The organism is Frondihabitans sucicola (genome assembly GCF_030296615.1).
In the GTDB taxonomy this organism is placed as follows: Bacteria; Actinomycetota; Actinomycetes; order Actinomycetales; family Microbacteriaceae; genus Frondihabitans; species Frondihabitans sucicola.
The window spans coordinates 492575-515451 of sequence record NZ_AP027732.1 but is presented as its reverse complement, the minus strand read 5'-3'; the positions used below and the strand labels follow the sequence as shown (position 1 = coordinate 515451).

The following is a 22877-nucleotide window of genomic DNA, read 5'->3' as shown; positions in this document are numbered from 1 at the left end:
ACAATCTGGTGCGCGCCGTCGCGGAGGGTCTCTCGACCCCGCGCGCGTCGCCGAGCTGGGCGAGATCATCGTGGGGGCGGCTGCCGGCCGCGAGTCCGACGCCGCGGTCACCCTCTTCAACTCCGTCGGGGTGGGGCTGCAGGATCTCGCGGCTGCCGCCTCCCTGCTCGCACGGGCCGACCTCGCCGAGGTCGGCGAGCTCGCCGACGCTCGCGGCTGACGGCCATACTCGGAAGATGGCTACTGACGGTTCGCTCGCGTTCCAGACCTACCGCACCCTGCGCGAACAGATCATCGTCGGGCAGCACGCGCAGGGGTCGGCGCTCAAGGAGGAGCACCTCGCCGCCGAACTGCACGTGTCGAGGATCCCGATCCGGTCGGCGATCCTGCAGCTCGAGAACGACGGTTTCGTGCAGAGCGCGCCGCGGCGGAGCGCTCGCGTGATCACCTGGACCGAGACGAGCATCGTCGAGCTGTTCGACGTGCGGCTGAGCCTCGAGGTGCTGGCCGCCCGGCTCGCGGCCGAGAACGCCGCCGCCGGTGCGCCGACCGCCGGGCTCGCCGAGGCCATCGCCATCTCGGATGGCGCGCTCGCCGATGGCAACCCCCTGCGCATCGCCGAGGCGAGCACGATCTTCCACGAGCGCGTCGTCGAACTCGCCGGCAACGGCCTGCTCACGGCGCTGATGCGCGGCGTCTTCGGGCGCATGACCTGGTTGTTCTACCTGACCTCGAATCGCGACCCGCAGACGCAGTCGCACGAGCACCACGAGCTGCTCGAGGTGATCGCCAAAGGGAACGCCCGGCTCGCGGAGAGCGTCGCCTACTCGCACATCGAGATGGGGCGGCTGCCGTCGCTGGCCCTGGTCGTGTGATCCTGCGTCATTTAGTTGACAGATGTCAATCAACGGTCGATGATTGATCTTCGTCAACTAAATGGGTGCAGCGTGGCATCCCCCGAATACCCAGGAGTTCCCTCGATGTCACAGACCGCGACCCACGTCGCCCCGGCGCCGGCAGATGCCGCGCCGGTCGCCATGACCCACCGCCAGGTGCTGGAGGCCCTCTCGGGCCTTCTGCTCGGCATGTTCGTGGCGATCCTCGCCTCCACCGTCGTCAGCACGTCGCTGCCGCGCATCATCGGCGACCTGGGCGGCGGCGAGAGCGCCTACACCTGGGTCGTCACCTCGACGCTCCTGGCCACGACGGTCTCGACGCCCGTGTGGGGCAAGCTCGCCGACCTCTTCAACCGCAAGCTGCTGATCCAGCTGGCCCTCGTGGTGTTCGTGCTCGGATCGGCGCTGGCCGGCTTCTCGCAGAACCCCGGCACGCTGATCACCTTCCGCGTGGTCCAGGGTCTCGGCGCCGGTGGCCTCACCGCCCTGAGCCAGATCATCCTGGCCGACATCATCAGTCCCCGCGAGCGCGGTCGCTACAGCGGCTACTTCGGTGCCGTCATGGCGGTGGGCACGGTCGGCGGCCCGCTCTTCGGTGGCCTCCTCACCGACAGCCTCGGCTGGCGCTGGAACTTCTTCGTCGGCGTGCCCTTCGCCGTCGCAGCGATCATCCTGCTGCAGCTCACGCTGAAGCTCCGCACGCTCCCCAAGCGCAAGGTGTCGATCGACTACCTGGGCATCGTCACCCTCGCCGGCGGCGTCTCCCTGCTGCTGATCTGGGTCACCCTCGCGGGCAAGAACTTCGAGTGGGCGTCGCCGACCTCGTTCATCATGGTGATCGGCGCCGCGATCCTGCTCGTCGCCACGGTCTTCGTCGAACTCCGGGCGAAGGAGCCGATCATCCCGATGACGCTCTTCAAGAACCGGACCTTCACGCTCGCCGTGATCGGATCGATCGCCGTCGGAATCGCCATGTTCGGTGCCACGGTCTACCTGGCCCAGTACATGCAGCTCGCTCGGGGCGCCACACCGACCCAGTCGGGTCTGCTCACGATCCCGATGATCGGCGGCCTCCTCGTCACCTCCACCGTGGGTGGAAGCCTCGTCACGCGGACCGGCAAGTGGAAGCCGATCATGCTCGTCGGCTCGATCGCCCTGGTCGTCGGACTCGCCCTGATGGGCACCATCCAGTACGACACCCCGTACGTTCTCGTCGCGGTCTTCATGTTCATCACCGGCGGCGGCGTCGGCACGGTCATGCAGAACCTCGTGCTCGTCGTGCAGAACACCACCGAGCCGAAGAACATCGGTGCGGCCAGCGCCGGCGTCGCGTTCTTCCGGTCGCTCGGCGGCGCCCTGGGCGTCTCCGTCCTCGGGACCGTCCTCGGCACCCGTGTCACCGACCTCATCGGCGACAAGCAGGGCGCCCTCACCAAGGCGATCGGCGCCCTCGGCGAGAAGGGTGCCGCCGTCGCCAAGGAACTCGCCAGCGGCAGCATCCCCGCCGTCAGCAAGCTGCCCGACGGAGTGCGTCAGATCATCGAGTCGGCCTACGGCCAGGCGGTTGCGAACATCTTCCTGATCGCCGCACCGATTGCGATCCTGCTCGTTCTCGCGGTCCTCTTCATGCCCAACAAGCCGCTCACCACCAAGACGGTCGCCGAGCGCGACACCGACGGCGGAGCCCTCGGCGGTGCCGCCGAGGACGCCGCTGGAATCGGCTCCGTCGGAGAGGCGACCGAGGCTACGGTTTCTCAGGAACCTGCAGGGACTCGTGGTTCACACTCGTGACATGACCCTCGACCGGACGTCGCTCCCCACACCAGCGGGGAGCGACGTCTCGGACGAGATCGATCGGCTCGAGAGGCAGTTCGGCGTACTCTTCGACGCCTACCGGCAGCGCCTCCGCCAGCGGTCGGGCGATCTCGACCCCGCTCTTCAGCCGTCGGGCTACCGCTGCGTGTTCACGCTCGTGGTCGACGGCCCCATGGGCGCCTCCCCGCTCGCCGACCTGCTCGGCTTCGACAAGAGCGTGCTCAGCCGCCAGCTGCACCAGCTCGAGGAGCTCGGCCTCGTGTCGCGGGCGCAAGACCCGGCCGACCGGCGGGCCGTCATCATCAGCGCCACGCCGGCCGCGGTGGAGCGCGTCGAGGCCATCCGCAGCACCGACCGCGACGCGTTCCGCGCGCGGCTCGCGGCCTGGGATCGACGCGACCTCGACGCCCTGACCCGGCTTCTCGCCAAGCTCGGCGAACTCTAGGCCTGCGTTGCCGACCCCGGGCGGCCAGCCGGCCGCGGGCGGTAACTCAGGTTGCAGGCTGCACGCGTGCAGGCTGGGTGCGGCGTGCGGGCCTGCCGGCGGCCCGGGGCCTGAGTTACCGACCCCTGGGCGGTGGCCAGCCGGCCGCGGCGGGCCGGCGGCGGGGCGGTAACTCAGGTTGCAGGCTGCGGGCGTGCGGGCTGGGTGCGGCGTGCCGGTGGCCTGGGGCCTGAGTTACCGACCCCGGATCAGCCGGCCTCGGCGGGCCGGCGGCGGGCCCGCGGCGGGCGGTAGCTCAGGTTGCCGGCGGCGGACCGGCGGCGGGGCGGTAACTCAGGTTGCAGGCTGCGCGCGTGCGGGCTGGGTGCGGCGTGCGGGGCGTGCCGGTGGCCTGGGGCCTGAGTTACCGACCCCGGGCCAGCCGGCGGCGGCCAGCCGGCGGCGGGGCGGTAACTCAGGTTGCAGGCTGCGCGCGTGCGGGCTGGGTGCGGCGTGCGCGGCGTGCCGGTGGCCTGGGGCCTGACTTGCCGACCGCAGGTCAGTCGGCGGCGACCACCGGCACCGGCGCTGTCGGCGTCGCGGCGGCCGCACGCCGCCGCGGCATGGCCAGCACGGCGACGACGACGAGCAGCACGACGACGACGACCGCCACGAACACCGCGCTGGAGGCGGAGACGATCACGCTCGGGATCGCGTCCCCGCCGGTGGTCTCGGCGTAGATGGCGTTGGCCACGGCGCCGAACACCGCGACTCCGAGGGCGCTTCCGATCGAGCGGGCGAAGAGGTTCGTCCCGGTGACGACGCCGCGCTCGTTCCACTCGACGCTCGACTGCGCCGCGATCAGGCTCGGTGTCGCGACGAGCCCGAGGCCCAGACCGATGACGAAGCAGGAGGCGGCGACCACGATCAGGTTCGGCCGACCGGCGGTCACGGCGAGCAGCGCGGAGCCGACCAGCGCGAGGCCGACGCCGATCAGGACGGTCGAGCGGAACCCGATCCGGAGGTAGAGCTTGCCCGACTGGGAGGCGCTGACCGGCCAGCCGAGGGTCAGCGCTGCGAGGGCCAGGCCGGCCAGGATGGGCGAGACGTTGATCGCCCCTTCGAGGTAGGTCGGCACGTACGAGGTGAGGCCGAGGATGATCGCTCCGACGCCGAACGAGATGAGCGACGTCGTGAGCAGCAGCCGCCGCGAGAACACCCACTGCGGCAGCACCGGCTCCGCGGCGCGGCGCTCGACCACGAGGAACGCGGCAAGCACGACGGCGCCGACGGCGAACGCCGCGATGCTCTGCGGCGAGTTCCACGCCCAGGCCTGCCCTCCCTCGAGCACCGCGAGGATCAGCAGGCTGAGCGACACGGTCAGGAGCCCCGCCCCGAGGTAGTCGACCCGGTGCCGCGTGCGCTCGATGTTCTCGTGGAACGCGCGCAGCAGCATCCACGCCGCCAGGAGGCAGAGCGGCACGTTCACGAAGAAGATGCCGCGCCAGATCCCCAGCGAGGAGAAGACTCCGCCGAGCGTGGGCCCGACGACCGACGAGATGGCCCAGACGCTGGCCAGGTAGCCCTGTGCCTTTGCGCGTTCTTTGAGGGTGTAGATGTCTCCGGCGATGGTGATGGCCATGGGCTGGACGGCACCCGCACCGAGGCCCTGCACCACGCGGAACAGGATCAGCGCCGGCATGCTCCAGGCGAACCCGCAGAGGATGCTCCCGAGCAGGAAGAGGCCGATGCCGATCAGGATGATGGGCTTGCGCCCGACCACGTCGGACAGCTTCGCGTAGATGGGAACCGACACCGCCTGCGCCAGAAGGTAGATCGAGAACACCCACGGGAACGAGCTGAACCCGCCGATGTCGTGCACGATCGACGGCACGGCGGTGGCGACGATCGTCGAGTCGATCGCGACCAGCCCCGTGGTCAGCATCAGGGCGATCAGGATCGGGCCGCGTTCGGACCGGAACCCGACTCCTTGTGCCGTGGTGCTCATTTGTTCTCGTCTCTTCGCAATTCAGCTCGCGGTCAGTATCCGTTGGAACAGCCGGTGGTCCTGCCACCTTCCCGCGATGCGCAGATAGTTCCGCGCGAGCCCGAACTCCTCGAAGCCGTTGCGGAGCAGAACGTTCTGCGACGCCTCGTTGTGCAGCAGGGTGCCGGCCTCGAGGCGGTGCAACCCCAGGTCGTCGCGCGCGAGCTCGATCGCGGCGGCCACTGCACGAGACATCACGCCCGCGCCCGTGTGTCGCGAGTCGATCCAGTAGCCCAGGCTCGCGCTCTCGAAGGCACCGCGCACGATGCCGTTCAGGTTCAGGCGGCCCACGATCTCGGAGCCGCTCACGAGCACGAGCGGCGACGCGGACCCGGCCCGCTTCGACGAGAGAAGGCGCAGGATCTCCTCGCCCTGGCCCGCCTCCGTGAAGAACGCCTCCGACCGCTCGGGGTCCCACGGCGCGAGGTGCTCGCGGTTGCGGCGGTAGGCGGTCGCCAGGGCGGCGGCGTCGCCGGTGTCGAGCGGGCGGAGATGGACGGTGTCGGTGAGCGGGCGGGGGAAGTGCACTCTCGACAGGCTAGTGCCGGCACTCGCGCCGGGTGTCGGGGGTGCCCCCGGGCGTCCGGGTCACACGACGCGGAAGTCGAGCGGCGCGGCGCGGACGAGCGCCAGCCCACGCTGCACGGCTCCGAGCAGCACGCTCTCGGCGCCGAGCGACGACGCGATGAGCTCCGGCACCGGCGGGTAGAAATCGGTCTTGAGCACCGCGCGGGCCTCGGCGATCACCGGCTCGGATACTGCGGCCATCGCCCCGGAGAGAATCACGCGTTCGACGTCGATCAGGCTCGACAGGACGAGACAGACGCGCGCCAGCCGCTGTCCGAGGAGTCGCACGAACTCGACGCTCGTCGCGTCGCCCCGGCTCGCCGCCGCGAAGACGCGGTCGGAGGTGAGCTTGCCCGTCGGCAGGGCCCAGAGGGGGAGGAGCGGGGGATCGTGCCCGCGGTCCGGGCCTGACGGGCGAGGTCGCGAGCCAGCGCACCCAGGCCGACGGTGCTCCCGACGCCGTCCACGAGATCGAGGATGCGCATCTCGCCGGCTCCGCCGTGGCGTCCGCGCAGCAGCTGCCTGTCGACGACGAGCCCGGCCCCGAAGCGCTCGCCCGACAGGAGGGCGGCGAACGAGTCGACGTCTCGTCCGGCCCCGACGGCCTGCTCGGCGATCGCGGCGAGGTTGGCGTCGTTGTCGATGACGACCCGCCCCAGTCCCTCGAACGCGTCGACGAGGCCCGGGTTCATCGCGGCCCAGTAGTCGCCGTCGCCCGACGGCGAGTGGCCCGCTTCGTCGACCGGTGCGGGCACCCCCACGATCGTGGCGAACACGCTCGCGGTGCGGACCGACGCCGCTTCGAGGGTCTGGGCGACGGCGGTGCGGGTGAGTTCGCGCCGGACGTCGGGCGCGGCCGTCTCGGCCACGGGAAGGTGCACGCCGTGGACGAAGGCGCCGCGCAGGTCGGCGACGACGGCGGAGATGGTGTGCTGCCCGGCGTCCACTCCGACGATGTGGCCGGCTTGCGGCCGGAGTTCGTAGCGGCTCGCCGGTCGACCCTTGCGGTACTCGCCCGCAGCGCGCGCGTCGTCCAGCTTGACGAGCCAGCCGAGCCCGACGAGCTCCTCGCAGAGGCCGAGCACCGTCGAGCGTGTCAGCCCCGTCTCGTTCATCGCCGCCGTGGCGTCGAATGCCCCGCAGGAGAGCGCGTAGGCCAGGATCACCTCGGCGTTGATACGACGAAGCACCTGGGGCGAAGTCGCCGCGCGTTCTGTCGTCATGCGTTGACGGTAGCGCGAAAATCCCTGTCGGCCAATTGATGCAGGATCTAAATTTACTTGCTAGATTAAATTCTCGAACGAGGGCCGACGGGGTTCCGCGTTCCGAAGGAGACAACGACGTGAATCCGAAACCACCGCTCCCGGTGCCGGGGCTGAGCCGACGATCATTCCTGATCGGCGCCGGCGCCCTCGGCGCAGGGTTCGCCCTCGCGGGATGCGCAGCGCCCGGCGGCAGCGCCTCCGGCGTCACCGAGATCAGCTTCTACGTGTCGAAACCCGAGGTCATCGGCTACTTCGACACGCTGATCGCGAAGTTCCACAAGTCCCAGGCGAGGGTGCGGGTCGTGCGCGACTCCACGTCGAACATGTCCGCCGACTTCGTGCGCAACTCTCCGCCGGACCTCGGCTGCTGGAACTACAACTTCTCGGTCGTCGAGTTCGTCGAGCGTGGCGCCCTGAGCGACCTCGGCGACATGCCGGAGGCCGCCACCATCAACCCCGACATCAAGCCGCTGCTGAAGGAGACCGCCGACTACCCCGGTCGGACGAGCGCCATCCCGTACTCGCTGACCGCTGCGTCCGTTCTCTACAACAAGGACCTCTTCACCAAGTACGGCGTCGCCGTCCCCACGACGTACGACGATCTCGTCGCCGCCTGCGAGACGTTCCAGAAGGCCGGGATCGCGCCGTTCTTCAACACGTACAAAGACACCTGGACCATCGCCCAGGGCCTTTTCGACTACACGATCGGCGGCATGGTCGACGTGCCCGACTTCTTCAAGCGGCTCCGGGCCGAGGGCACGAAGGTCGATGCCGCCTCCTCGGTGTCGTTCCAGAAGGACTTCCGAAGCGCCATGGATCGCATGGTCCAGCTCGGCTCCTACGCGAACAAGAACGCGGCGAGCCGCGGCTACGGCGACGGCAACCTGGCCTTCGCGAAGGGCGAGGCGGCCATGTATCTCCAGGGCCCGTGGGCGCTGAACGAGATCGCCAAGACCAACGCGAAGATGAACGTCGGAACCTTCCCGCTGCCGGTCACGAACGACCCGAAAGACCTCAAGGTGCGCGTGAACGTCGACCTCGCGCTCTGGATCCCCGAGGCGTCGAAGAAGAAGGAGGCCGCTCGCAGCTTCCTGTCCTTCCTGATGCAGCCCGAGATCCAGAACACGTACAACGCCGACAACAACGCGTTCGGCACGACCAAGAACGCCCCTCCGACGACGAACCCCGCTCTCGTCGGCATGCAGAAGTACTACGACGACGCCGCGTTCTACCTCGGCGCTTCGCAGATCATCCCGTCCGAGATCCCGGTGGCGAACTACGCGCAGTCGATCGCTCTCGGCTCGAAACCGGAGCCGGTCCTGCGCCAGCTCGACGGCGACTGGTCTCGCCTCGCACTCCGCTCGTGAGCGGGCTCTCCCGATGACTCTCCTCGACAGAAACGAGAACGACATGGCCGTCGTCACATCCGCACGGACGGGCGCGAAGAAGAGAACGTCGCACCGTCGCGTCGACAAGACCTTCTACGCCTTCCTCCTGCCCGGGCTGGTGCTCTTCACCCTGGCGATCACACTGCCCGCCGTCATGGGCATCTTCTACAGCTTCACCAACTCCGTCGGCTTCGGCGAGTTCAGCTTCACGGGCTTCATCAACTACATCGCGCTGTTCTCCGATCCGTCGATCCGCAGCGCCTACGGCTTCACGATCGGCTTCGCGCTGGTCACGGTCGCGGTGGTGAACGCGGTCGCCTTCCTCCTGGCGATCGGACTGACCGCCAGGATCCGCGCGAAGGTCGCCATGCGCGCCGTCTTCGTCCTGCCCATGGTCGTCTCCGGCATCGTCATCGCGTACGCCTTCAACTTCCTGTTCTCCAACTCGATCCCCGCGGCCGCGAACGCCCTCGGCTTCGGTCCCCTCGAGAGCAGCCTGCTGGCGAACCCCAACTGGGCGTGGGTCGCGATCGTGATCGTGACGGCGTGGCAGGCGATCCCGTCGACGATCCTGATCTACATCGCGGGCATCCTCGCCATCCCGAGCGACGTGTACGAGGCGGCGGCGCTCGACGGCGCCTCGGCCGGTCGGCAGCTGCGGTCGATCACGGTGCCGCTCACGGCCGGGTACATCCTCATCAACGTCATCATCGGCTTCAAGAACTTCCTCAACTCGTACGACATCATCGTCGGCCTCACCAACGGAGGCCCGGGCACGTCGACCACGAGCATCGCGATGTCGATCTTCCAGGGCTTCACGAACGGCGACTACGCCTACCAGATGGCCAACGCCACCATCTTCTTCCTCATCGCGATCGTGATCGCTCTCCTCCAGCTGCGCACGACGCGCGGAAGGGCCAGTCTCTGATGTCCACCCAGATCCCTCTCGCCACCTCGACCGCCACCGGTGAGCTCGCAGGAACCGACGCCGACTCGGTCACGACCCGACGAGCCGGTGGACGGGGCGAGCGCGTCAACTGGCCGGTGACGATCGTCCTGATCATCTGCTCGCTGGCGATTCTCGTCCCCCTCTACGTCACCCTGACGATGGCATTCAAGACGACGTCGCAGGCGGTCGACGGCAACGCTTTCAGCCTGCCTGCGCCGTTCAGCGTCGACGGCTTCGTGCAGGCCTGGAACCTCACGACCTTCCCCCGGAGCTTCGCCATCTCGATCGGCGTCTCGGCGCTCACGGTGGTCGGCACGATCATCCTGAGCTCGTTCGCCGCGTTCGCGATCTCGCGCAACTGGAACCGGCGCTTCTTCCGCTGGTCGTTCTACTACCTGCTCGCCGCGCTCTTCCTGCCCTTCCCGGTCGTCGCGCTGTCCCAGGTCAAGCTGACCGGTCTCGTGCACCTCGACAACCCGCTGGGTGTCGCGATCCTGCACATCATGTTCCAGCTCGGGTTCAGCGTCCTGCTGTTCACGGCGTTCCTCCGCTCGATCCCCGACGAGCTCGAGGAGAGCGCCCGGCTCGAGGGGGCCACGACCGGCCAGGTCTTCTGGCAGCTGATCTTCCCCCTGCTCGCTCCGATGAGCGCCACGGTGGGCATCTTCGCCTTCCTCGCGTCGTGGAACGACTTCGTGATGCCGTCGCTCATCACCTCGAACCCGGCGCTCCAGACCCTGCCCGTCCTGCAGCAGATCTTCCAGACGCAGTTCAGCAACAACTACAACGTGTCGTTCGCTTCCTACCTCATGGCGATGGCACCTGCGATCCTGGTGTATCTCTTCACGCAGCGCTGGGTGATGGCCGGAGTGACGCAGGGCGCCATCAAGTAGCGACGACAGAACGACCACGCACACGATCCCTACGCAAGAAACGGAGCATCACCCCCGATGACCGACACCCTCCCCACGACCACCGCGACGCACCTCGACGAGACCTGGTGGCGCGACGCCGCCGTCTATCAGATCTACCCGCGCTCGTTCGCCGACTCGAACGGCGACGGCATCGGCGATCTGCCCGGCATCACCTCGCGCGTCCCGTACCTCCGCGAGCTGGGCGTCGACGCCGTCTGGCTGAGCCCCTTCTACCCGTCGGCGCTGGCCGACGGCGGCTACGACGTCGACGACTACCGTGCCGTCGACCCGAGGCTCGGCACCCTCGACGACTTCGACGACCTGATCGAGGCGCTCGACGAAGCCGGAATCCGCTGCATCGTCGACATCGTGCCGAACCACACCTCCGACCGGCACATCTGGTTCCAGGAGGCGCTCGCGTCGCCCAAGGGCTCCGCTGCGCGCGACCGCTACCTGTTCCGCGACGGCCTGGGCGAGAACGGCGAACTCCCGCCGGCCGACTGGACCTCCACCTTCGGCGGACCGGCCTGGACGGCCGTCGGCGACGGCCAGTGGTACCACCACTTCTTCGCCACCGAGCAGCCCGACCTCAACTGGAAGAACCGCGACGTCCGTGACGACTTCCTCGAGACGCTGCGCTTCTGGTCCGACCGCGGAGTCCAGGGGTTCCGGATCGACGTGGCCCACGGCCTCGCGAAAGACCTCCCCGAGGTGCTCCCCAGCCAGGCCGAGCTCGACGCCCTTCCCCTCGACGGGACGCACCCGATGTGGGACCGCGACGACGTCCACGAGATCTACGCCGAGTGGCGGACGGTCTTCAACTCGTACACCCCCGCGCGGACCGCCGTCGCCGAGGCCTGGGTCGCGGCCGACCGTCGGGCCCGCTACGCCAGCGCTGCGGGGCTCGGCCAGGCGTTCAACTTCGACCTGCTCGAGGCCGATTTCGACGCGGCCCAGTTCAGGTCCGTCATCGAGTTCAACCTCGCCCTGAGCGAGCAGTCGGGCTCCTCGTCGACCTGGGTCTTCTCCAACCACGACGTCGTCCGTCACGCGACTCGCTACGGCCTTCCGCCGCTGTCCGGGCGCCGCGTCAAGCAGGGCGGCGAGTGGCTGCTGAGCGGCGGCACCGAGCCCGCGCTCGACCGCGAGCTCGGTCTGCGTCGCGCTCGCGCCGCCACCCTGCTCGAGCTCGCCCTGCCGGGGTCCGCCTACCTGTACCAGGGCGAGGAGCTCGGCCTCCAGGAGGTCGCAGACATCCCCGCCGCCGAGAGACAGGATCCGTCGTTCTTCCGCAACCCCGGCCGCGACATCGGCCGCGACGGGTGCCGGGTCCCGATCCCGTGGGCCACCGACGGGCCGTCCTTCGGCTTCGGCGCGGCGGCGCCCCACCTTCCGCAGCCCGCCTGGTTCGGTGCGTCGAGCGTCGAGGCCGAGGAATCCGACCCCGACTCCACCCTGAACCTCTACCGGAGCGCTCTCGCTCTGCGCAGCCGTCTCCGCTCCGGCGGACTCGAGTGGATCGAGACCGGACGGGCCGACGTTCTGGCCTTCCGGCGGCCGAACGGCTGGATCTCCGTCACCACCTTCGGCGACGATCCGGTCCCGCTACCCGACGGGGAGCTCCTCCTCGCCAGCGCCCCGGTCTCGAACGGCATCCTCCCGGGTGCGGCGACCGCTTGGATCCGCGCATGAGCGCCGCGCAGGATCACAAGGACCTCCGGGTCGGAGTCATCGGACTCGGCTTCGCCGGTTCGACTCACCTCGACGCCTTCACGTCGCTCGAGGGGGCCACGGTCGTGGCGCTCGCCGGGCAGGAGCCCGCGCGGCTCGACGAGCTCGGGACGAGCCGCGGGGTGCCCCACCTCTACGCCGACTGGCAAGACCTCGTGGCCCGCGACGACCTCGACATCGTGTCGATCGGCGTGCCGAACGACCTGCACCACCCGATCGCCATGGCCGCTCTGCAGTCGGGCAAGCACGTCTTCTGCGAGAAGCCGCTGGCCACGACCGGCGATCTGGCCGCCGAGATGGTGGCTGCGGCGAAGGCCGCCGACCGCGTCCTCGAGGTGGCGTACAACCACCGTCGCCGCGCCGACGTGTCGTTCCTGGGGAGTACCTCGCCGACGATCCGATCGGTGACATCTACCACGCGCGGGCCAGCTGGCTCCGGCGCTCCGGGATCCCGGGGCTCGGCTCCTGGTTCACGAGCCAGGCGACCGCCGGTGGCGGACCCCTGATCGACCTCGGATCGCACGTTCTCGACATCGCCCTGCACCTCATGGGCGAGCCGCGGGTCGTCACGGCGTCGGCCGTCACCTACAACGAGCTGGGTCGCCGCGGTCGGGGCGGCGGCAGCAAGGTGCCGGCGCTCAGCGACGGCACGCACCCGTTCGACGTCGAGGACTTCGCCAGCGCCCTGCTGCGCTTCGACACCGGCTCGAGCCTGCTGCTGCAGGCGTCCTGGGCGTCGTACTCGAAGAACAACGAAGACATCGAGGTCGAGCTGCTGGGGTCGAGCGGTGGAGCCCGCCTGCACGTCGACAACTACTCGACGGACGGCACGCTGACGCTCTACTCGGACGTCGAGGGTCGACCGACGGTGGCCCGCCCCACCGTGCACGTCCCCGCGGGGCACCACCGCACGGTGATCGAGGGGTTCCTCGCCGCCATCCGGGCGGGCGTCGAGGGCAGCGCCCCCGCGTACACCGGCCACTACGGTGAATACGCCCTGCACCGCAGCCGGGTCGTCGACGCCATCTACGCGTCGGCCGCAGCCGGTCACGAAGTCGAGATCGAAGGAGAAGCATGACGCTCAACATCAAGGTCTGGAACGAATACCTCCACGAGACGCGCGGCGATGCCGTGGTCGTGGCCAACTACCCGGACGGCATCCACGCCGTCGTGGCGGAGGGGCTGCGCGAGAATCTCGGTGACGGGGCGTCCGTGACCACGGCGACCCTGCAGGATCCTGAGCACGGCCTCTCCGACGAGGAGCTCGACGGCACCGACGTGCTGTTCTGGTGGGGGCACATCGCCCACGACCAGGTCTCCGACGAGGTGGCGCAGCGCGTCGTCGACCACGTGCACGCCGGTATGGGCCTGGTGGTGCTGCACTCCGGGCACTACTCGAAGCCGTTCAAGAAGCTGATGGGCACGACCTGCTCGCTGAAGTGGCGCAACGACGGGGAGCGCGAGCTGGTCTGGACCGTGCTGCCCGGCCACCCGATCGCCGAGGGCGTGCCTCACCCGATCCAGATCGCGAAGCAGGAGATGTACGGGGAGTTCTTCGACATTCCGGTGCCGGACGAGGAGATCTTCCTGTCGACCTTCGCCGGCGGCGAGGTGTTCCGGTCGGGAGTGGCCTACCACCGCGGACTCGGCCGGGTGTTCTACTTCTCGCCCGGAGACCAGGAGTACCCGGTGTACCACCACCCCGACATCCGCCGCGTGTTGTCCAACGCCGCGCAGTGGGCTGCGCCGCGCGGGCCGCGTCGGGCCCTGACGGCGGACCAGCACCCGTTGGGCTGGTTCGAGAGCTAGGCGTGTCTCCCAATTCGCCGCGGGCCGTGTGTGCCCTGGATCGCGCGATCTGCGGCGGCGGGTTCCTTGAAGGCCGCGGGCGGCCTCCTGCGTCACCCGCCTTGCAGCTCACGAGACCAGACCACACACGACCTCCGGCCACGTGGGAGACACACCCTAGGCGTGTCTCCCACGTGGCCGCGGTGAAGGGAGGGACACGCCCTACGGCGTCTGGGCCACCAGGTCCATGAACGCCGTGGCGGCCGGGGTCAGGTCGCGCTCGCGGCTCGCCACCGAGATGTGGATCGCTGCCGTGGGCGTGAGCCTTTGAACGGTCGCGCCCGCCTGCCGGGCGAGATCCGTCCAGCCGGAGGCGAGCACCGCCTGGCCGATGCCGCTCAGCACCATCGGAACGATCGAGGCGCGGAGCGACACCTCGGCGACGATCTCGGCGTCGAGGGAGCCGCTCTCGATCAGGCCGTCGATGGTGGCCCGGATCAGCGAGCCGCGCTGAGGCACGATCAGGCGTGCCCCACGCAGCTCGCTCAGGTCGATGGTCGGGGCGACCGGCGCTCCGCTGCCGGGTGGCGAGATGATCACGAACGGCTGCGGCGCGAGAGCGATCGACCGGAGTCCGCGGACGGCGCGCTCGGTGGGGGAGCCGAGCACGCCGATCTCGCGCTCCCCGCTGCGGATCGCCTCGATCACCGCGGCCGGCGTGAAGCCGACGGCGATGTTGAGCCTCGTGCGGGGCCTCTCGCGAGTGAACTCCGCGAGCAGAGCCGTGAGCGGTTCGACGCCCGGCGTCGGAGTCGAGATGAGGTCGAGGTGGTCCCACCCGGCGCGGGCCCTCGACCCGACGGACGACTCGGCGTGCTCGAGACTGCGGAGGACCGCGCGGGCCGGGCCGACGAGATCCTGCCCGCTCGAACTGAGGACCACGCCTCGGCCGACCCGGTGGAACAGCGGAGTGCCGAGTTCTCGCTCGAAGGCGGCGATGGCCTGCGACAGCGAGGGCTGAGCGATGCGAAGGGCGTCGGCCGCCCGGGCGAAGCCGCCGTGGTCGGCGACCGCGAGGAAGTACTGCAACTGGCGGGTCTGCACCCGACGACTATAGGCCGAGCCTATGTTTCGATGCCGAATCGGTCTTGGACGTCGCAGCTCGCGTGCGGTGGGATGGAAGCATGTCGACGAGCGAGATCACCCTGCCTCGCCGAACCGCCGCGATCCCCGTGACCTTCGACGTCGGAACGGTCCGTCGAGTGTTCGCCGTCGCCGGCCTCCTGCTCTCGATGCTGATGACGAACATCGACTCGTCGATCGTCAACGTCGCCCTCCCGCAGCTCTCGCGCGACCTGCACGTCACGGCGGCCGACACCGTCTGGGTCGCGACGGCCTTCCTGCTGGCGCTGTCGTGCTGCCTGCCGCTCGCCATCGGGCTCGCCGACCAGCTGGGCCGCAAGGTCTCCTTTCTCATCGGCACCCCGATCTTCACGCTCGCGTCGCTGCTCTGCGCCCTGGCGCCGACACTGCACCTGCTCGTCGCCGGCCGGGTCTTGCAGGGGCGGCCTCGTCGCTCATCTTCGCCGTCGTGATCCCGTCGTACCGGCAGCTGTTCCCGCCGGCGAAGCTCGGTTTCGTCCTCGGGATGAACGCCATGATCGTCGCCCTCGGCACCTGTGCGGGGCCGACCCTGGGCGGGGTGATCCTCGCGAGCCTCAGCTGGCCGTGGCTGTTCCTGATCAACATCCCGATCGGCATCCTCGCCAGTGCCCTGGTGCTCCTCGCCCTGCCGCGCTACCAGCCGCCGCGGGGACGCTTCGATCTCGCGGGCGCCCTGGCGGCCGGCGCCGCGATCGCGTGCTTCCTCCTCGGAGTGCACGAGCTGGCCGACGTGTCGACGCTGTGGGTCGCCGCGATCCTGCTGGCGCTCTGCGCGATCTTCGGATACGGCTTCGTACGCATCGAGAAGAAGGCGGTCAAGGCCGTCCTGCCGCTGAGCATGTTCAACGGCCGCTTCGTCCTGGCGATCCTGGCGGCCTTCTGGTCGTTCTTCGGGCAGGGCGTCGCATTCGTGGCTCTGCCGTTCCTCTTCCAGATCGCCTACCACGCGAGCCCGCTGGAATCGGCACTGCTGTTCACCCCGTGGCCCCTGGTGATCGTCGTCGTCGCGCCGATCTCCGGCCGGCTCGCCGACACCTACCGACCCGCCGTCCTCGCGGTCGTCGGCCTGTGCCTCTTCACGCTCGGGCTCCTCTCGCTGGCCCTGCTCGGAGCCCACCCGCCGATCTGGCAGGTGCTCGCAAGCACCGCGTTCACCGGCCTCGGCTTCGCGATCTTCCAGTCGCCGAACAACCGCGACATCATGTCGTCCGCCCCCGCCCGGCTCTCCGGCCCGGCCGCCGGCATGCTCAACATCAACCGCACGCTGTCGCAGTCGGCGGGCGCCGGCGCGGTCAGCATGGCGCTGGTCCTCAGCGGCGCGTCGACGGCGTCGCTCGCCTCACAGGCGTCGGCCGCCAACGCCGTGCTGTTCGTGGCGGTCGCGGGGGCTGCGGTCGCCGCCGTGATGAGCATCGCCAAGCTGCGGGCGCCGGTGCCCGTGCACGTGTAGCCGCGGCGGTGGTGCTGCCGCGGCGGCGCGTGCTGCCTTGCGGCGGTAACTCAGGTTGCAGGCTGCGCGGCGCCGCGCGGTCGCGCGCGTGGCCGCCGCTTGCGCGGCGGCGTCGCGGCTTGCAACCTGAGTTGCCGCCCGCTGCCCGGGTTGCCGCCGCCGGCTGCTGCGGGCGCGCGGGTGGCTGCTCGGTGTGGGCGGGTTGCCGTTGCTGTGGGCGGGTGCGCGCACACGCGCCCACTGCCGCGCGGACCCGCCCATGCGTCGGCCGCCGCGCCCGACCGGCCGCAGGTCGGGCGCTGCGGCGGTAACTCAGGTTGCAGGCTGCGGGGCGCCGCGCGCCCGGCCGCAGGCACGCCGCACACGCGGCTTGCAACCTGAGTTGCCGGCGGCTGCTTCGAGAGCGTGGGCGGGTGCGCGCGCACGCGCCCACTGCCGCGCGGACCCGCCCATGCGTCGGCCGCCGCGCCCGACCGGCCGCGGGCACGCCGCGGGCGCGGCCTGCAACCTGAGTTACCGACCAGCGGGGCCACGCGGAAAGAACGGCGCGCAGGTTCCGCGGCGGCGTACGGTCGACTCATCCGGTGCGGCGCAGCCGACCGGTGCACCACGGACGAAAGGCCTCACCATGACTCATGACTCCGACCCGCTGAGCGGGCCGACGGACGACGTGCCCGAGCCTGAAAAGCCGTCGACGGAGATCCCGAAGAAGACCGAGAACGACGACGGTTCGGAGTGGATCCCGGTACCCGGGCCCGCCGAGGGCGATGGTCCGCTGCCGTAAGCCTCCGGGTCAGCTCGCTTCGGAGTCCTGCTCGACGTCCTGGAGGTCGATCGCGGCCGTGATCATCAGCTCGTCGTAGCTGACTTCGAGTTCGGGCTTGGGTGCCTCCGGCACGGCGGGCACGCCGAGGTGAGGCTGGGGGCTTCTCGCCGGGTAGTGTCCGATCTTCGCGGCGGGGACGCTGTCGTTGCTCTCGTATTGGCTGGGCACCTGTGTTCCGTTCTTCAGCACCGTCACCGGCGGGGTCTTCGCCGGTTCGGCCCCAAATGTACGGCCCGGCGTGAATCGCCGCTACGGGTTGCGCTTTGTGCCGGTCCTGTGCAAACGCACGGCTAGCGCCCCGCAGGCATTCCGGCCGGCACCCTGTCGGTCAACTCGGCCGTCAACCCGCGTCAACCCGGCCGTCACCCCGTCCGGTCAGCTCACCGGCACCCCGGTCGGCCCCACCGGCGACAACGCGATCACCCCTGCCCGAACTCCCATCCCGTGATGTCCGGGTGGTCCTCCCCGCGCGTGTACGCGTACTCGCGGGCGGCGTCCCGTCGCTCCTGCAGGGACGCCTTGGCGTCGGGGTGCCGGGCGGACAGACCCGGCACGTACTCCAGGACGTCCAGCACCAGTTTGAAGCGGTCGATGTCGTTGAGCATCGCCATGTCGAACGGCGTCGTCGTGGTCCCTTTCTCCTGGAACCCGCGGACGTGGATGTTGTCGTGGTTGTGCCGACGGTAGGTCAGCTGGTGCACGAGGGACGGGTAGCCGTGGAAGTCGAACACCACGGGCCGGTCCGTCGTGAACAGCTCGTCGAACTGGTCGTCGGTGAATCCGTGCGGGTGTTCGCGCTGATCCTGCAGCTTCATCAGGTCGACGACGTTGACCACACGCACGTTGACCTCGGGCAGCTCGTGCCGGATGATGTCGGCGGCGGCCACGGTCTCGAGCGTCGGGACGTCGCCGGCGCAGGCCAGGACCACGTCGGGGAGGGGGTCGTCGCGATCCGGTGAGCCGGGCGTTCCGGCCCAGTCCCACGCCCCGGCACCGCGCTGCACGTGGGCTTCCGCCTCGTCCATCGACAGCCAGGCGGGTTGATCCTGCTTGCCCGCGATGACGACCTGCACCGTGTCGACGTCGCGGAGCGCCTTGTCCATGACGGCGAGGAGGGTGTTGGCGTCGGGCGCGAGGGAGATCCGCACCAGGTGGGCCTGCTTGTTGACCACGACGTCGAGAAAGCCGGGGTCCTGGTGCGAGAAGCCGTTGTGATCCTGCCGCCAGACGTGCGACGAGAGCAGGTAGACGAACGACGAGATCGGTCGGCGCCACTCGATGTCGCGCGTCGCTTCGAGCCACTTCGCGTGCTGATTGAACATCGAGTCGACGATGTGGACGAACGCCTCGTAGGTGTTCAGGATCCCGTGGCGGCCGGTCAGGAGGTAGCCCTCGAGGAGTCCCTGCAGCAGGTGTTCGCTGAGGACCTCGGTCACCCGCCCCGAGCGGGCGAGGTTCAGGTCGGTGTCGAGCAGGCGCGCCGCCCACACGCGATCGGTCACCTCGAAGACGGCGTCGAGCTTGTTCGACACGGTCTCGTCGGGTCCGAACAGCCGGAACGTGTCGGGATTGTCGCGGATGACATCGGCCAGCCACTCGCCGAAGCCGTGCGTGGCGGAGGCGGTGACCGTCCGCGATCCTGCGGTGTCGACCGCGTGCGCGCGGAAATCGGAGAGGCGGAGGTCGGTGCGGATCCTGCCGCCGTTCGCGAAGGGGGTGGCGCTCATCCGGGCGTCGCCGTGCGGCTTCAAGGCTGCGAGCGAGGCGGCCGGTTCGCCGCTCTCGCCGAAGAGCGCCACCGGGTCGTAGGAGGCCAGCCACTGCTCGAGCTGGCGCAGGTGCTCGGGGTTCTCGCGGACGGAGTCGAGCGGCACCTGGTGGGCGCGCCAGGTGTTCTCCACGGGTTCGCCGTCGACGACCTTCGGGCCCGTCCAGCCCTTGGGGGTGCGCAGGATGATCAGGGGCCAGGCCGGGCGGGCATCGCCGGCACCGGAGCGCGCCGCCGCCTGTGCCGCATCGATCGCTGCCAGCGCGTCGTCCAGGGCCGTGGCCATCCGGCGGTGCACCTTCATCGGGTCCTCGCCGTCCAACCCGCCCGCCACCACGACGGGGTCGTACCCGTAGCCGCGGAACAGCTGGAGCAGTTCGTCCTCGTCGATGCGCGCCAGGATGGTCGGATTGGCGATCTTGTAGCCGTTGAGATGCAGGATCGGCAGGACGGCCCCGTCGTGCGCCGCATCGATCAGTTTGTTCGCGTGCCAGCTCGTGGCCAGGGGCCCGTCTCGGCCTCACCGTCGCCGACGACGCAGACTGCCACCAGGTCGGGGTTGTCCAGGACGGCGCCGTAGGCGTGCGACAGCGAGTAGCCGAGCTCGCCGCCCTCGTTGATGGAGCCGGGCACGTTGGGCGCATCGTGGGAGGGGATCCCGCCGGGGAAGGAGAACTGGCGGAACAGCCGCTGCATCCCGGCCTTGTCGCGCGTGACGGACGGGTAGAGCTCGGAGTAGGTGCCGTCGAGCCAGGCGTTGGCGACCATCGCCGGGCCTCCGTGTCCCGGGCCGCAGACGAAGATGAGCTGTCGCTCGTCGCGCACGATCACCCGGTTGAGGTGGGCGTAGACGAAGTTGAGGCCCGGAGAGGTGCCCCAGTGGCCGAGCAGGCGCGGCTTGATGTGGTCGGGGGTCAGCGGTTGCTCGAGCAGAGGGTCGTCGAGCAGGTAGATCTGGCCCACGGTGAGGTAGTTGGCGGCGCGCCACCAGGTGTCCACGGTCTCGAGTTCGGTCGGCACGGGAGCCCTTTCCCTCGTCACCCGGTGCGGGGAACGAGCAGCCTCCCTTCTACGCTCTGTACCCGTGCGCGGAGTCATCCCGGTGCATCCTCAGCTTCGGAGGCCTAGGCAGGAGGCATGCAACTCATCCACTACGCCGACGGATCCGTGCTCACCGGATCGACGATCGCTCTCGCCCTGGTCGACTACGCGCAGATCCTGGCCTCCAACGGGTCGGCCGCGGCCGTGCAGGTTCCGACCAGGCAGGACGACGGGTCGGTCGGCCGGGCGACGTTCCTCCTCGGCCCGGCGAGCCAGATCGTCGCCGTCGACACCGCCAGCGAGTTCGCGGAGCTCGAGGACACCGAGCTGGTGGCCTTCCTCGAGTCGGAGACGGCGAAGCAGCGCGGGGCGGCTGTCCGGCCCGAGGAACAGTCGTCCGACGTCGTGCCAGACGACCTCGAATGGAACGAGTGACGTGGCCGAGTCGCTGGCGGTCGGGGATCGCGTCTCGTGGAACACCTCGCAGGGCCGGACGCACGGCGTGGTGAAGGAGAGAAAGACCTCGGATTTCGAGTTCGACGGCCAGAGCTTCACGGCGTCGCGCGACGAGCCGGCGTTCGTGGTCGAGTCGGAGAAGACCGGGGCCCGCGCTGCGCACAAGGGGTCGGCGCTCCGCAAGCTCGCGGCGCGCTGAGGCGCGCGTGCGCCCGGCGCACCCGCGCGCGCAGCGGCCGGCGCACCCGCGCGCCCGGCGCACTCCAGCGCGCGACGCAGCCCTCGACTACCCGGCGCTCCGCAGACTCTCCGGGTCGCGGAGGAAGTCGGCGTACGTGACGTCGCTCGGCAGGCTCGGCACGGCGATGGGCTGGAGTGGTTCGACAGCACGGGTGGCGGCGGGTGTCGCCGGACGGCGCTTCGGGTACGGCCGAATCGTGACGGCGGGCACGCCAGGCGCCCGGAGATAGGCGCTGCCGGACGGCCGACTGGGCTCGCCGAGGCGCTCAGCGATCGCCCGGACGAGTTCTTCGTGGGTCAGGTGGTCGAGTTGCTGGTCGGGCATCGAGTGTCCTCTGGGTCTGTGATTCCTCTCCCAGCATCACGCCCACCGCCGTCATCGACGGCCTTGGCGGGCGGCATCCGCGTTAATCGGACGCTCCGGCCCGCTCCGCTGCCGCGGGAGTGCGTTTTTCGGCGGGTGAGGTCCGATCGTTTCCCGACGGTGCACCCGGAGTGCGTTCGCCGACCCCTTTCAGAACCGATGTCGACACCGGGCAGACGGGGCCGGCGAAACGCGGTTGGCTGGGCGCGTGACGGGCGACGTCGGCGAACCCCGCCGGTCGATCCGTTCGGGACGGAGGGCTGCGATGCACCCGTCATCCGCGCCGACCGTGCCGCGGGGCGACGACCTCGACTGGGACGCGTTCTTCGGGCCTCTCGATCGTGAGCTCGTCTTCGAATGCACCAGCACCGTCTCCGGTCGCTTCGACTCCGTCTGCGTCTACCGGCGGCTGATCGTGATCGAGTCCGGGGACGCGGCGGCGGGAAACGACACTGCCGAGATCCCGGTCGCGCGCGTCAGCGCCTGGCGGGTCGACCTCGAGGGTGGCGCCGCGCGGGTGGCGATCCGGGCCGGCCGCGAGCACGTCGGGCACGTGCCGGCGGCGTTCGCCCGCGCTCTGCGGGTCGCTCTGCACGACGTCCTGGGGCCGGAGTCGGCCTGACCGCTTAGCAGAAGTGCGTTCTGCGGCCAAGGGCTTATCCGCGCCGGTCTCCTGTGTCAGCATGCCCCTGATGACCACGCAGCCCGAGCCGATGTCGCGTTCCGACGTGGGCGGCCGCGACCTCGAGCAGGCGCGCGCCCTGTTCGAGGACGGCTACAACGGCGACGACTTCACGACCGAGCTCACCGAAGCCGAGTTCGCCTACCGCTACACGATCACGGGCGACGCCGACATGACGCTGAGGTCGTCGATGTTCCTGGGTTCGATCCGGGGACGATCCAGCCCGAGAACGAGTACGTGGTCTCCTGGATCACGGCGGGAGCCGGCATCTACGACGTGGGAGCCGACGAGACCCCGCTCGCGATCGGACGCCCGGCGATGTTCCCCACCGGAAAGCGCTTCGCGTTCGACTTCACCGACTATCGGCAGAACCTGGTCCACTTCGGCGCCGGGTTCCTCGAGCGCGTCGCCGCCGAGTCCGAGGGCGCCCTGCCCGGGCCGATCCACTTCGACCACACCGCCGTGCCCGATGCCGATGCCCTCCGGCGCTGGAAGTCCACCATCACGACGGTGGCGAAGACCGTGATCGGGCAGGAACCCTCGCCCCTCGTGCTCGCCGACATCAAGCGGCTCGCGGCCGAGACGCTGCTCCGGACGTTCCCGCACCGGACGGCGCCCCTGCCGCCCCTCCTGACCAACCCGAGGAACAGCAGGATCCGGGCCGCCGTCGAATTCATCCACGTCTCGGCCCACCTCCCGATCACCAGCACCGACATCGCGCGAGCCGCCGATCTCAGCCTCCGCGGCCTGCAGAGCGCCTTCGCGACGCAGCTCGGGATGACGCCGACGGCCTATCTCCGCGACGTCCGTCTCGACCGCGCGCACGCCGACCTCGTGCACCTCGGGCCTGCCGAAGCGTCGGTCGCCGCGGTCGCCGAGCGCTGGGGGTTCGCTCACTCGGGCCGATTCTCCGCGGCCTACGGCCAGCGCTTCGGCGAGCTGCCGTCGGAGACGCTGCGCAGCTAGGGCGTGTCTCCCCCGTCGCCACGGGGGAGACACGCCCTGGAGCGTGTCTCTCACGTCACTGCGGGCCGCGGGTGTCTTGCGCCTGGCAGGCTGGGCTCACCAGGCTCCTCCCCACCCGCCTGAGAAAGTCGAGGCC

The 22877-nt window shown here is 69.9% G+C and carries 23 protein-coding genes and 2 pseudogenes; 17 read left to right on the top strand and 8 right to left on the bottom strand.

The features are described from left to right. Positions 1-70 precede the first annotated feature (70 nt). The 4 genes from QUE79_RS25095 (at position 71) to QUE79_RS02680 (ending at position 3156) form a co-directional block, all read left to right on the top strand. Entirely contained in the window at positions 71-220 is a 150-nt protein-coding gene (locus QUE79_RS25095) for a hypothetical protein (RefSeq protein WP_350271736.1), read from the top strand. Positions 221-236: 16 nt separating this feature from the next. Beyond that, positions 237-875 carry a GntR family transcriptional regulator gene (locus tag QUE79_RS25090; RefSeq protein WP_350271735.1) on the top strand — a complete coding sequence of 213 codons (639 nt, stop codon included), beginning with the start codon at positions 237-239 and terminating at the stop codon, positions 873-875. 105 nt (positions 876-980) lie between these two features. After that, positions 981-2687: an MDR family MFS transporter gene (locus QUE79_RS02685; RefSeq protein WP_286345312.1), complete on the top strand. Its 1707-nt coding sequence runs from the start codon at positions 981-983 to the stop codon at positions 2685-2687. A 1-nt stretch (position 2688) separates the two neighbouring features. Continuing rightward, a complete protein-coding gene (locus QUE79_RS02680; RefSeq protein ID WP_286345311.1) occupies positions 2689-3156 on the top strand; it encodes a MarR family winged helix-turn-helix transcriptional regulator in 468 nt (155 codons plus the stop codon). 538 nt (positions 3157-3694) lie between these two features. Here the strand turns inward: QUE79_RS02680 and QUE79_RS02675 are convergent. Genes QUE79_RS02675 through QUE79_RS26080 form a run of 4 tightly spaced genes read right to left on the bottom strand, consistent with a single transcriptional unit; the run spans position 3695 to position 6972 of the window. Continuing rightward, positions 3695-5143 (bottom strand): MFS transporter, encoded by a 1449-nt coding sequence (locus QUE79_RS02675; protein ID WP_286345310.1) that lies wholly within the window; start codon positions 5141-5143, stop codon positions 3695-3697. 21 nt (positions 5144-5164) lie between these two features. Next, positions 5165-5710, bottom strand: coding sequence for a GNAT family N-acetyltransferase (locus QUE79_RS02670; RefSeq protein WP_286345309.1), 546 nt, complete (start codon positions 5708-5710; stop codon positions 5165-5167). Positions 5711-5770: 60 nt separating this feature from the next. Then, positions 5771-6037, bottom strand: a complete 267-nt coding sequence (locus QUE79_RS02665) for a hypothetical protein (protein WP_434011028.1) — start codon at positions 6035-6037, stop codon at positions 5771-5773. Further along, positions 5983-6972 (bottom strand): ROK family protein, encoded by a 990-nt coding sequence (locus QUE79_RS26080; protein WP_434011027.1) that lies wholly within the window; start codon positions 6970-6972, stop codon positions 5983-5985. Before QUE79_RS26080 ends, QUE79_RS02665 begins: the two co-directional genes overlap by 55 nt. Positions 6973-7091: 119 nt before the next feature. Here QUE79_RS26080 and QUE79_RS02655 point away from each other — a divergent pair, with 119 nt between their 5' ends. Genes QUE79_RS02655 through QUE79_RS02625 form a run of 7 tightly spaced genes read left to right on the top strand, consistent with a single transcriptional unit; the run spans position 7092 to position 13805 of the window. Further along, the gene (locus QUE79_RS02655; protein WP_286345308.1) at positions 7092-8381 is read left to right on the top strand and encodes an ABC transporter substrate-binding protein; all 1290 of its coding nucleotides are present in this window, start codon (positions 7092-7094) and stop codon (positions 8379-8381) included. Between the two features lie 43 nt (positions 8382-8424). Beyond that, a complete protein-coding gene (locus tag QUE79_RS02650; RefSeq protein WP_286345307.1) occupies positions 8425-9330 on the top strand; it encodes a carbohydrate ABC transporter permease in 906 nt (301 codons plus the stop codon). Further along, on the top strand, positions 9330-10244 hold the full coding sequence (locus tag QUE79_RS02645) for a carbohydrate ABC transporter permease (protein WP_286345306.1): 915 nt from the start codon (positions 9330-9332) through the stop codon (positions 10242-10244). Before QUE79_RS02650 ends, QUE79_RS02645 begins: the two co-directional genes overlap by 1 nt. A gap of 57 nt (positions 10245-10301) precedes the next feature. Beyond that, a complete protein-coding gene (locus QUE79_RS02640; RefSeq protein WP_286345305.1) occupies positions 10302-11957 on the top strand; it encodes a glycoside hydrolase family 13 protein in 1656 nt (551 codons plus the stop codon). Continuing rightward, positions 11954-12502, top strand: coding sequence for a Gfo/Idh/MocA family protein (locus QUE79_RS02635; RefSeq protein WP_286345304.1), 549 nt, complete (start codon positions 11954-11956; stop codon positions 12500-12502). Before QUE79_RS02640 ends, QUE79_RS02635 begins: the two co-directional genes overlap by 4 nt. Continuing rightward, entirely contained in the window at positions 12397-13074 is a 678-nt protein-coding gene (locus QUE79_RS02630) for a Gfo/Idh/MocA family protein (protein WP_286346820.1), read from the top strand. Before QUE79_RS02635 ends, QUE79_RS02630 begins: the two co-directional genes overlap by 106 nt. Next, positions 13071-13805, top strand: a complete 735-nt coding sequence (locus QUE79_RS02625; protein WP_286345303.1) for a ThuA domain-containing protein — start codon at positions 13071-13073, stop codon at positions 13803-13805. Before QUE79_RS02630 ends, QUE79_RS02625 begins: the two co-directional genes overlap by 4 nt. A 201-nt stretch (positions 13806-14006) precedes the next feature. Here the strand turns inward: QUE79_RS02625 and QUE79_RS02620 are convergent, their stop codons facing one another. After that, positions 14007-14888, bottom strand: a complete 882-nt coding sequence (locus tag QUE79_RS02620; protein ID WP_286345302.1) for a LysR family transcriptional regulator — start codon at positions 14886-14888, stop codon at positions 14007-14009. Between the two features lie 80 nt (positions 14889-14968). Here QUE79_RS02620 and QUE79_RS02610 point away from each other — a divergent pair. Next, positions 14969-16398 (top strand): annotated as a pseudogene (locus QUE79_RS02610) (MFS transporter). 628 nt (positions 16399-17026) lie between these two features. Then, positions 17027-17182: a hypothetical protein gene (locus QUE79_RS02605; protein ID WP_286345299.1), complete on the top strand. Its 156-nt coding sequence runs from the start codon at positions 17027-17029 to the stop codon at positions 17180-17182. Positions 17183-17191: 9 nt separating this feature from the next. On the opposite strand, the gene QUE79_RS02600 is transcribed toward QUE79_RS02605, so the two are convergent. Further along, positions 17192-17419, bottom strand: coding sequence for a hypothetical protein (locus tag QUE79_RS02600; protein ID WP_286345298.1), 228 nt, complete (start codon positions 17417-17419; stop codon positions 17192-17194). Between the two features lie 224 nt (positions 17420-17643). Continuing rightward, positions 17644-20090 (bottom strand): annotated as a pseudogene (locus tag QUE79_RS02595) (phosphoketolase family protein). 39 nt (positions 20091-20129) lie between these two features. Between QUE79_RS02595 and QUE79_RS02590 the strand changes: the two are divergent. Next, positions 20130-20468, top strand: coding sequence for a hypothetical protein (locus QUE79_RS02590; protein ID WP_286345297.1), 339 nt, complete (start codon positions 20130-20132; stop codon positions 20466-20468). Between the two features lies 1 nt (position 20469). Next, positions 20470-20688, top strand: a complete 219-nt coding sequence (locus tag QUE79_RS02585; RefSeq protein WP_286345296.1) for a hypervirulence associated TUDOR domain-containing protein — start codon at positions 20470-20472, stop codon at positions 20686-20688. 87 nt (positions 20689-20775) lie between these two features. On the opposite strand, the gene QUE79_RS02580 is transcribed toward QUE79_RS02585, so the two are convergent. Further along, positions 20776-21054: a hypothetical protein gene (locus QUE79_RS02580; RefSeq protein ID WP_286345295.1), complete on the bottom strand. Its 279-nt coding sequence runs from the start codon at positions 21052-21054 to the stop codon at positions 20776-20778. Positions 21055-21358: 304 nt separating this feature from the next. On the opposite strand from QUE79_RS02580, the gene QUE79_RS02575 reads away from it, so the two are divergent. Continuing rightward, positions 21359-21715 carry a hypothetical protein gene (locus QUE79_RS02575; RefSeq protein ID WP_286345294.1) on the top strand — a complete coding sequence of 119 codons (357 nt, stop codon included), beginning with the start codon at positions 21359-21361 and terminating at the stop codon, positions 21713-21715. A 297-nt stretch (positions 21716-22012) separates the two neighbouring features. After that, positions 22013-22741, top strand: a complete 729-nt coding sequence (locus tag QUE79_RS02570) for a helix-turn-helix transcriptional regulator (RefSeq protein ID WP_286345293.1) — start codon at positions 22013-22015, stop codon at positions 22739-22741. The last annotated feature ends 136 nt before the right edge of the window (positions 22742-22877 follow it).

What these genes read in the sequence shown, in the direction of transcription:
- QUE79_RS25090 (WP_350271735.1), top strand. Translation starts at nt 237, where the DNA reads ATGGCTACTGACGGTTCGCTCGCGTTCCAGACCTACCGCACCCTGCGC.
- QUE79_RS02575 (WP_286345294.1), top strand. Translation starts at nt 21,359, where the DNA reads ATGCACCCGTCATCCGCGCCGACCGTGCCGCGGGGCGACGACCTCGAC.
- QUE79_RS02645 (WP_286345306.1), top strand. Translation starts at nt 9,330, where the DNA reads ATGTCCACCCAGATCCCTCTCGCCACCTCGACCGCCACCGGTGAGCTC.
- QUE79_RS02590 (WP_286345297.1), top strand. Translation starts at nt 20,130, where the DNA reads ATGCAACTCATCCACTACGCCGACGGATCCGTGCTCACCGGATCGACG.
- QUE79_RS02605 (WP_286345299.1), top strand. Translation starts at nt 17,027, where the DNA reads ATGACTCATGACTCCGACCCGCTGAGCGGGCCGACGGACGACGTGCCC.
- QUE79_RS02635 (WP_286345304.1), top strand. Translation starts at nt 11,954, where the DNA reads ATGAGCGCCGCGCAGGATCACAAGGACCTCCGGGTCGGAGTCATCGGA.
- QUE79_RS26080 (WP_434011027.1), bottom strand. Translation starts at nt 6,972, where the DNA reads ATGACGACAGAACGCGCGGCGACTTCGCCCCAGGTGCTTCGTCGTATC.
- QUE79_RS02685 (WP_286345312.1), top strand. Translation starts at nt 981, where the DNA reads ATGTCACAGACCGCGACCCACGTCGCCCCGGCGCCGGCAGATGCCGCG.
- QUE79_RS02580 (WP_286345295.1), bottom strand. Translation starts at nt 21,054, where the DNA reads ATGCCCGACCAGCAACTCGACCACCTGACCCACGAAGAACTCGTCCGG.
- QUE79_RS02640 (WP_286345305.1), top strand. Translation starts at nt 10,302, where the DNA reads ATGACCGACACCCTCCCCACGACCACCGCGACGCACCTCGACGAGACC.
- QUE79_RS02650 (WP_286345307.1), top strand. Translation starts at nt 8,425, where the DNA reads ATGGCCGTCGTCACATCCGCACGGACGGGCGCGAAGAAGAGAACGTCG.
- QUE79_RS02680 (WP_286345311.1), top strand. Translation starts at nt 2,689, where the DNA reads ATGACCCTCGACCGGACGTCGCTCCCCACACCAGCGGGGAGCGACGTC.
- QUE79_RS02625 (WP_286345303.1), top strand. Translation starts at nt 13,071, where the DNA reads ATGACGCTCAACATCAAGGTCTGGAACGAATACCTCCACGAGACGCGC.
- QUE79_RS02675 (WP_286345310.1), bottom strand. Translation starts at nt 5,143, where the DNA reads ATGAGCACCACGGCACAAGGAGTCGGGTTCCGGTCCGAACGCGGCCCG.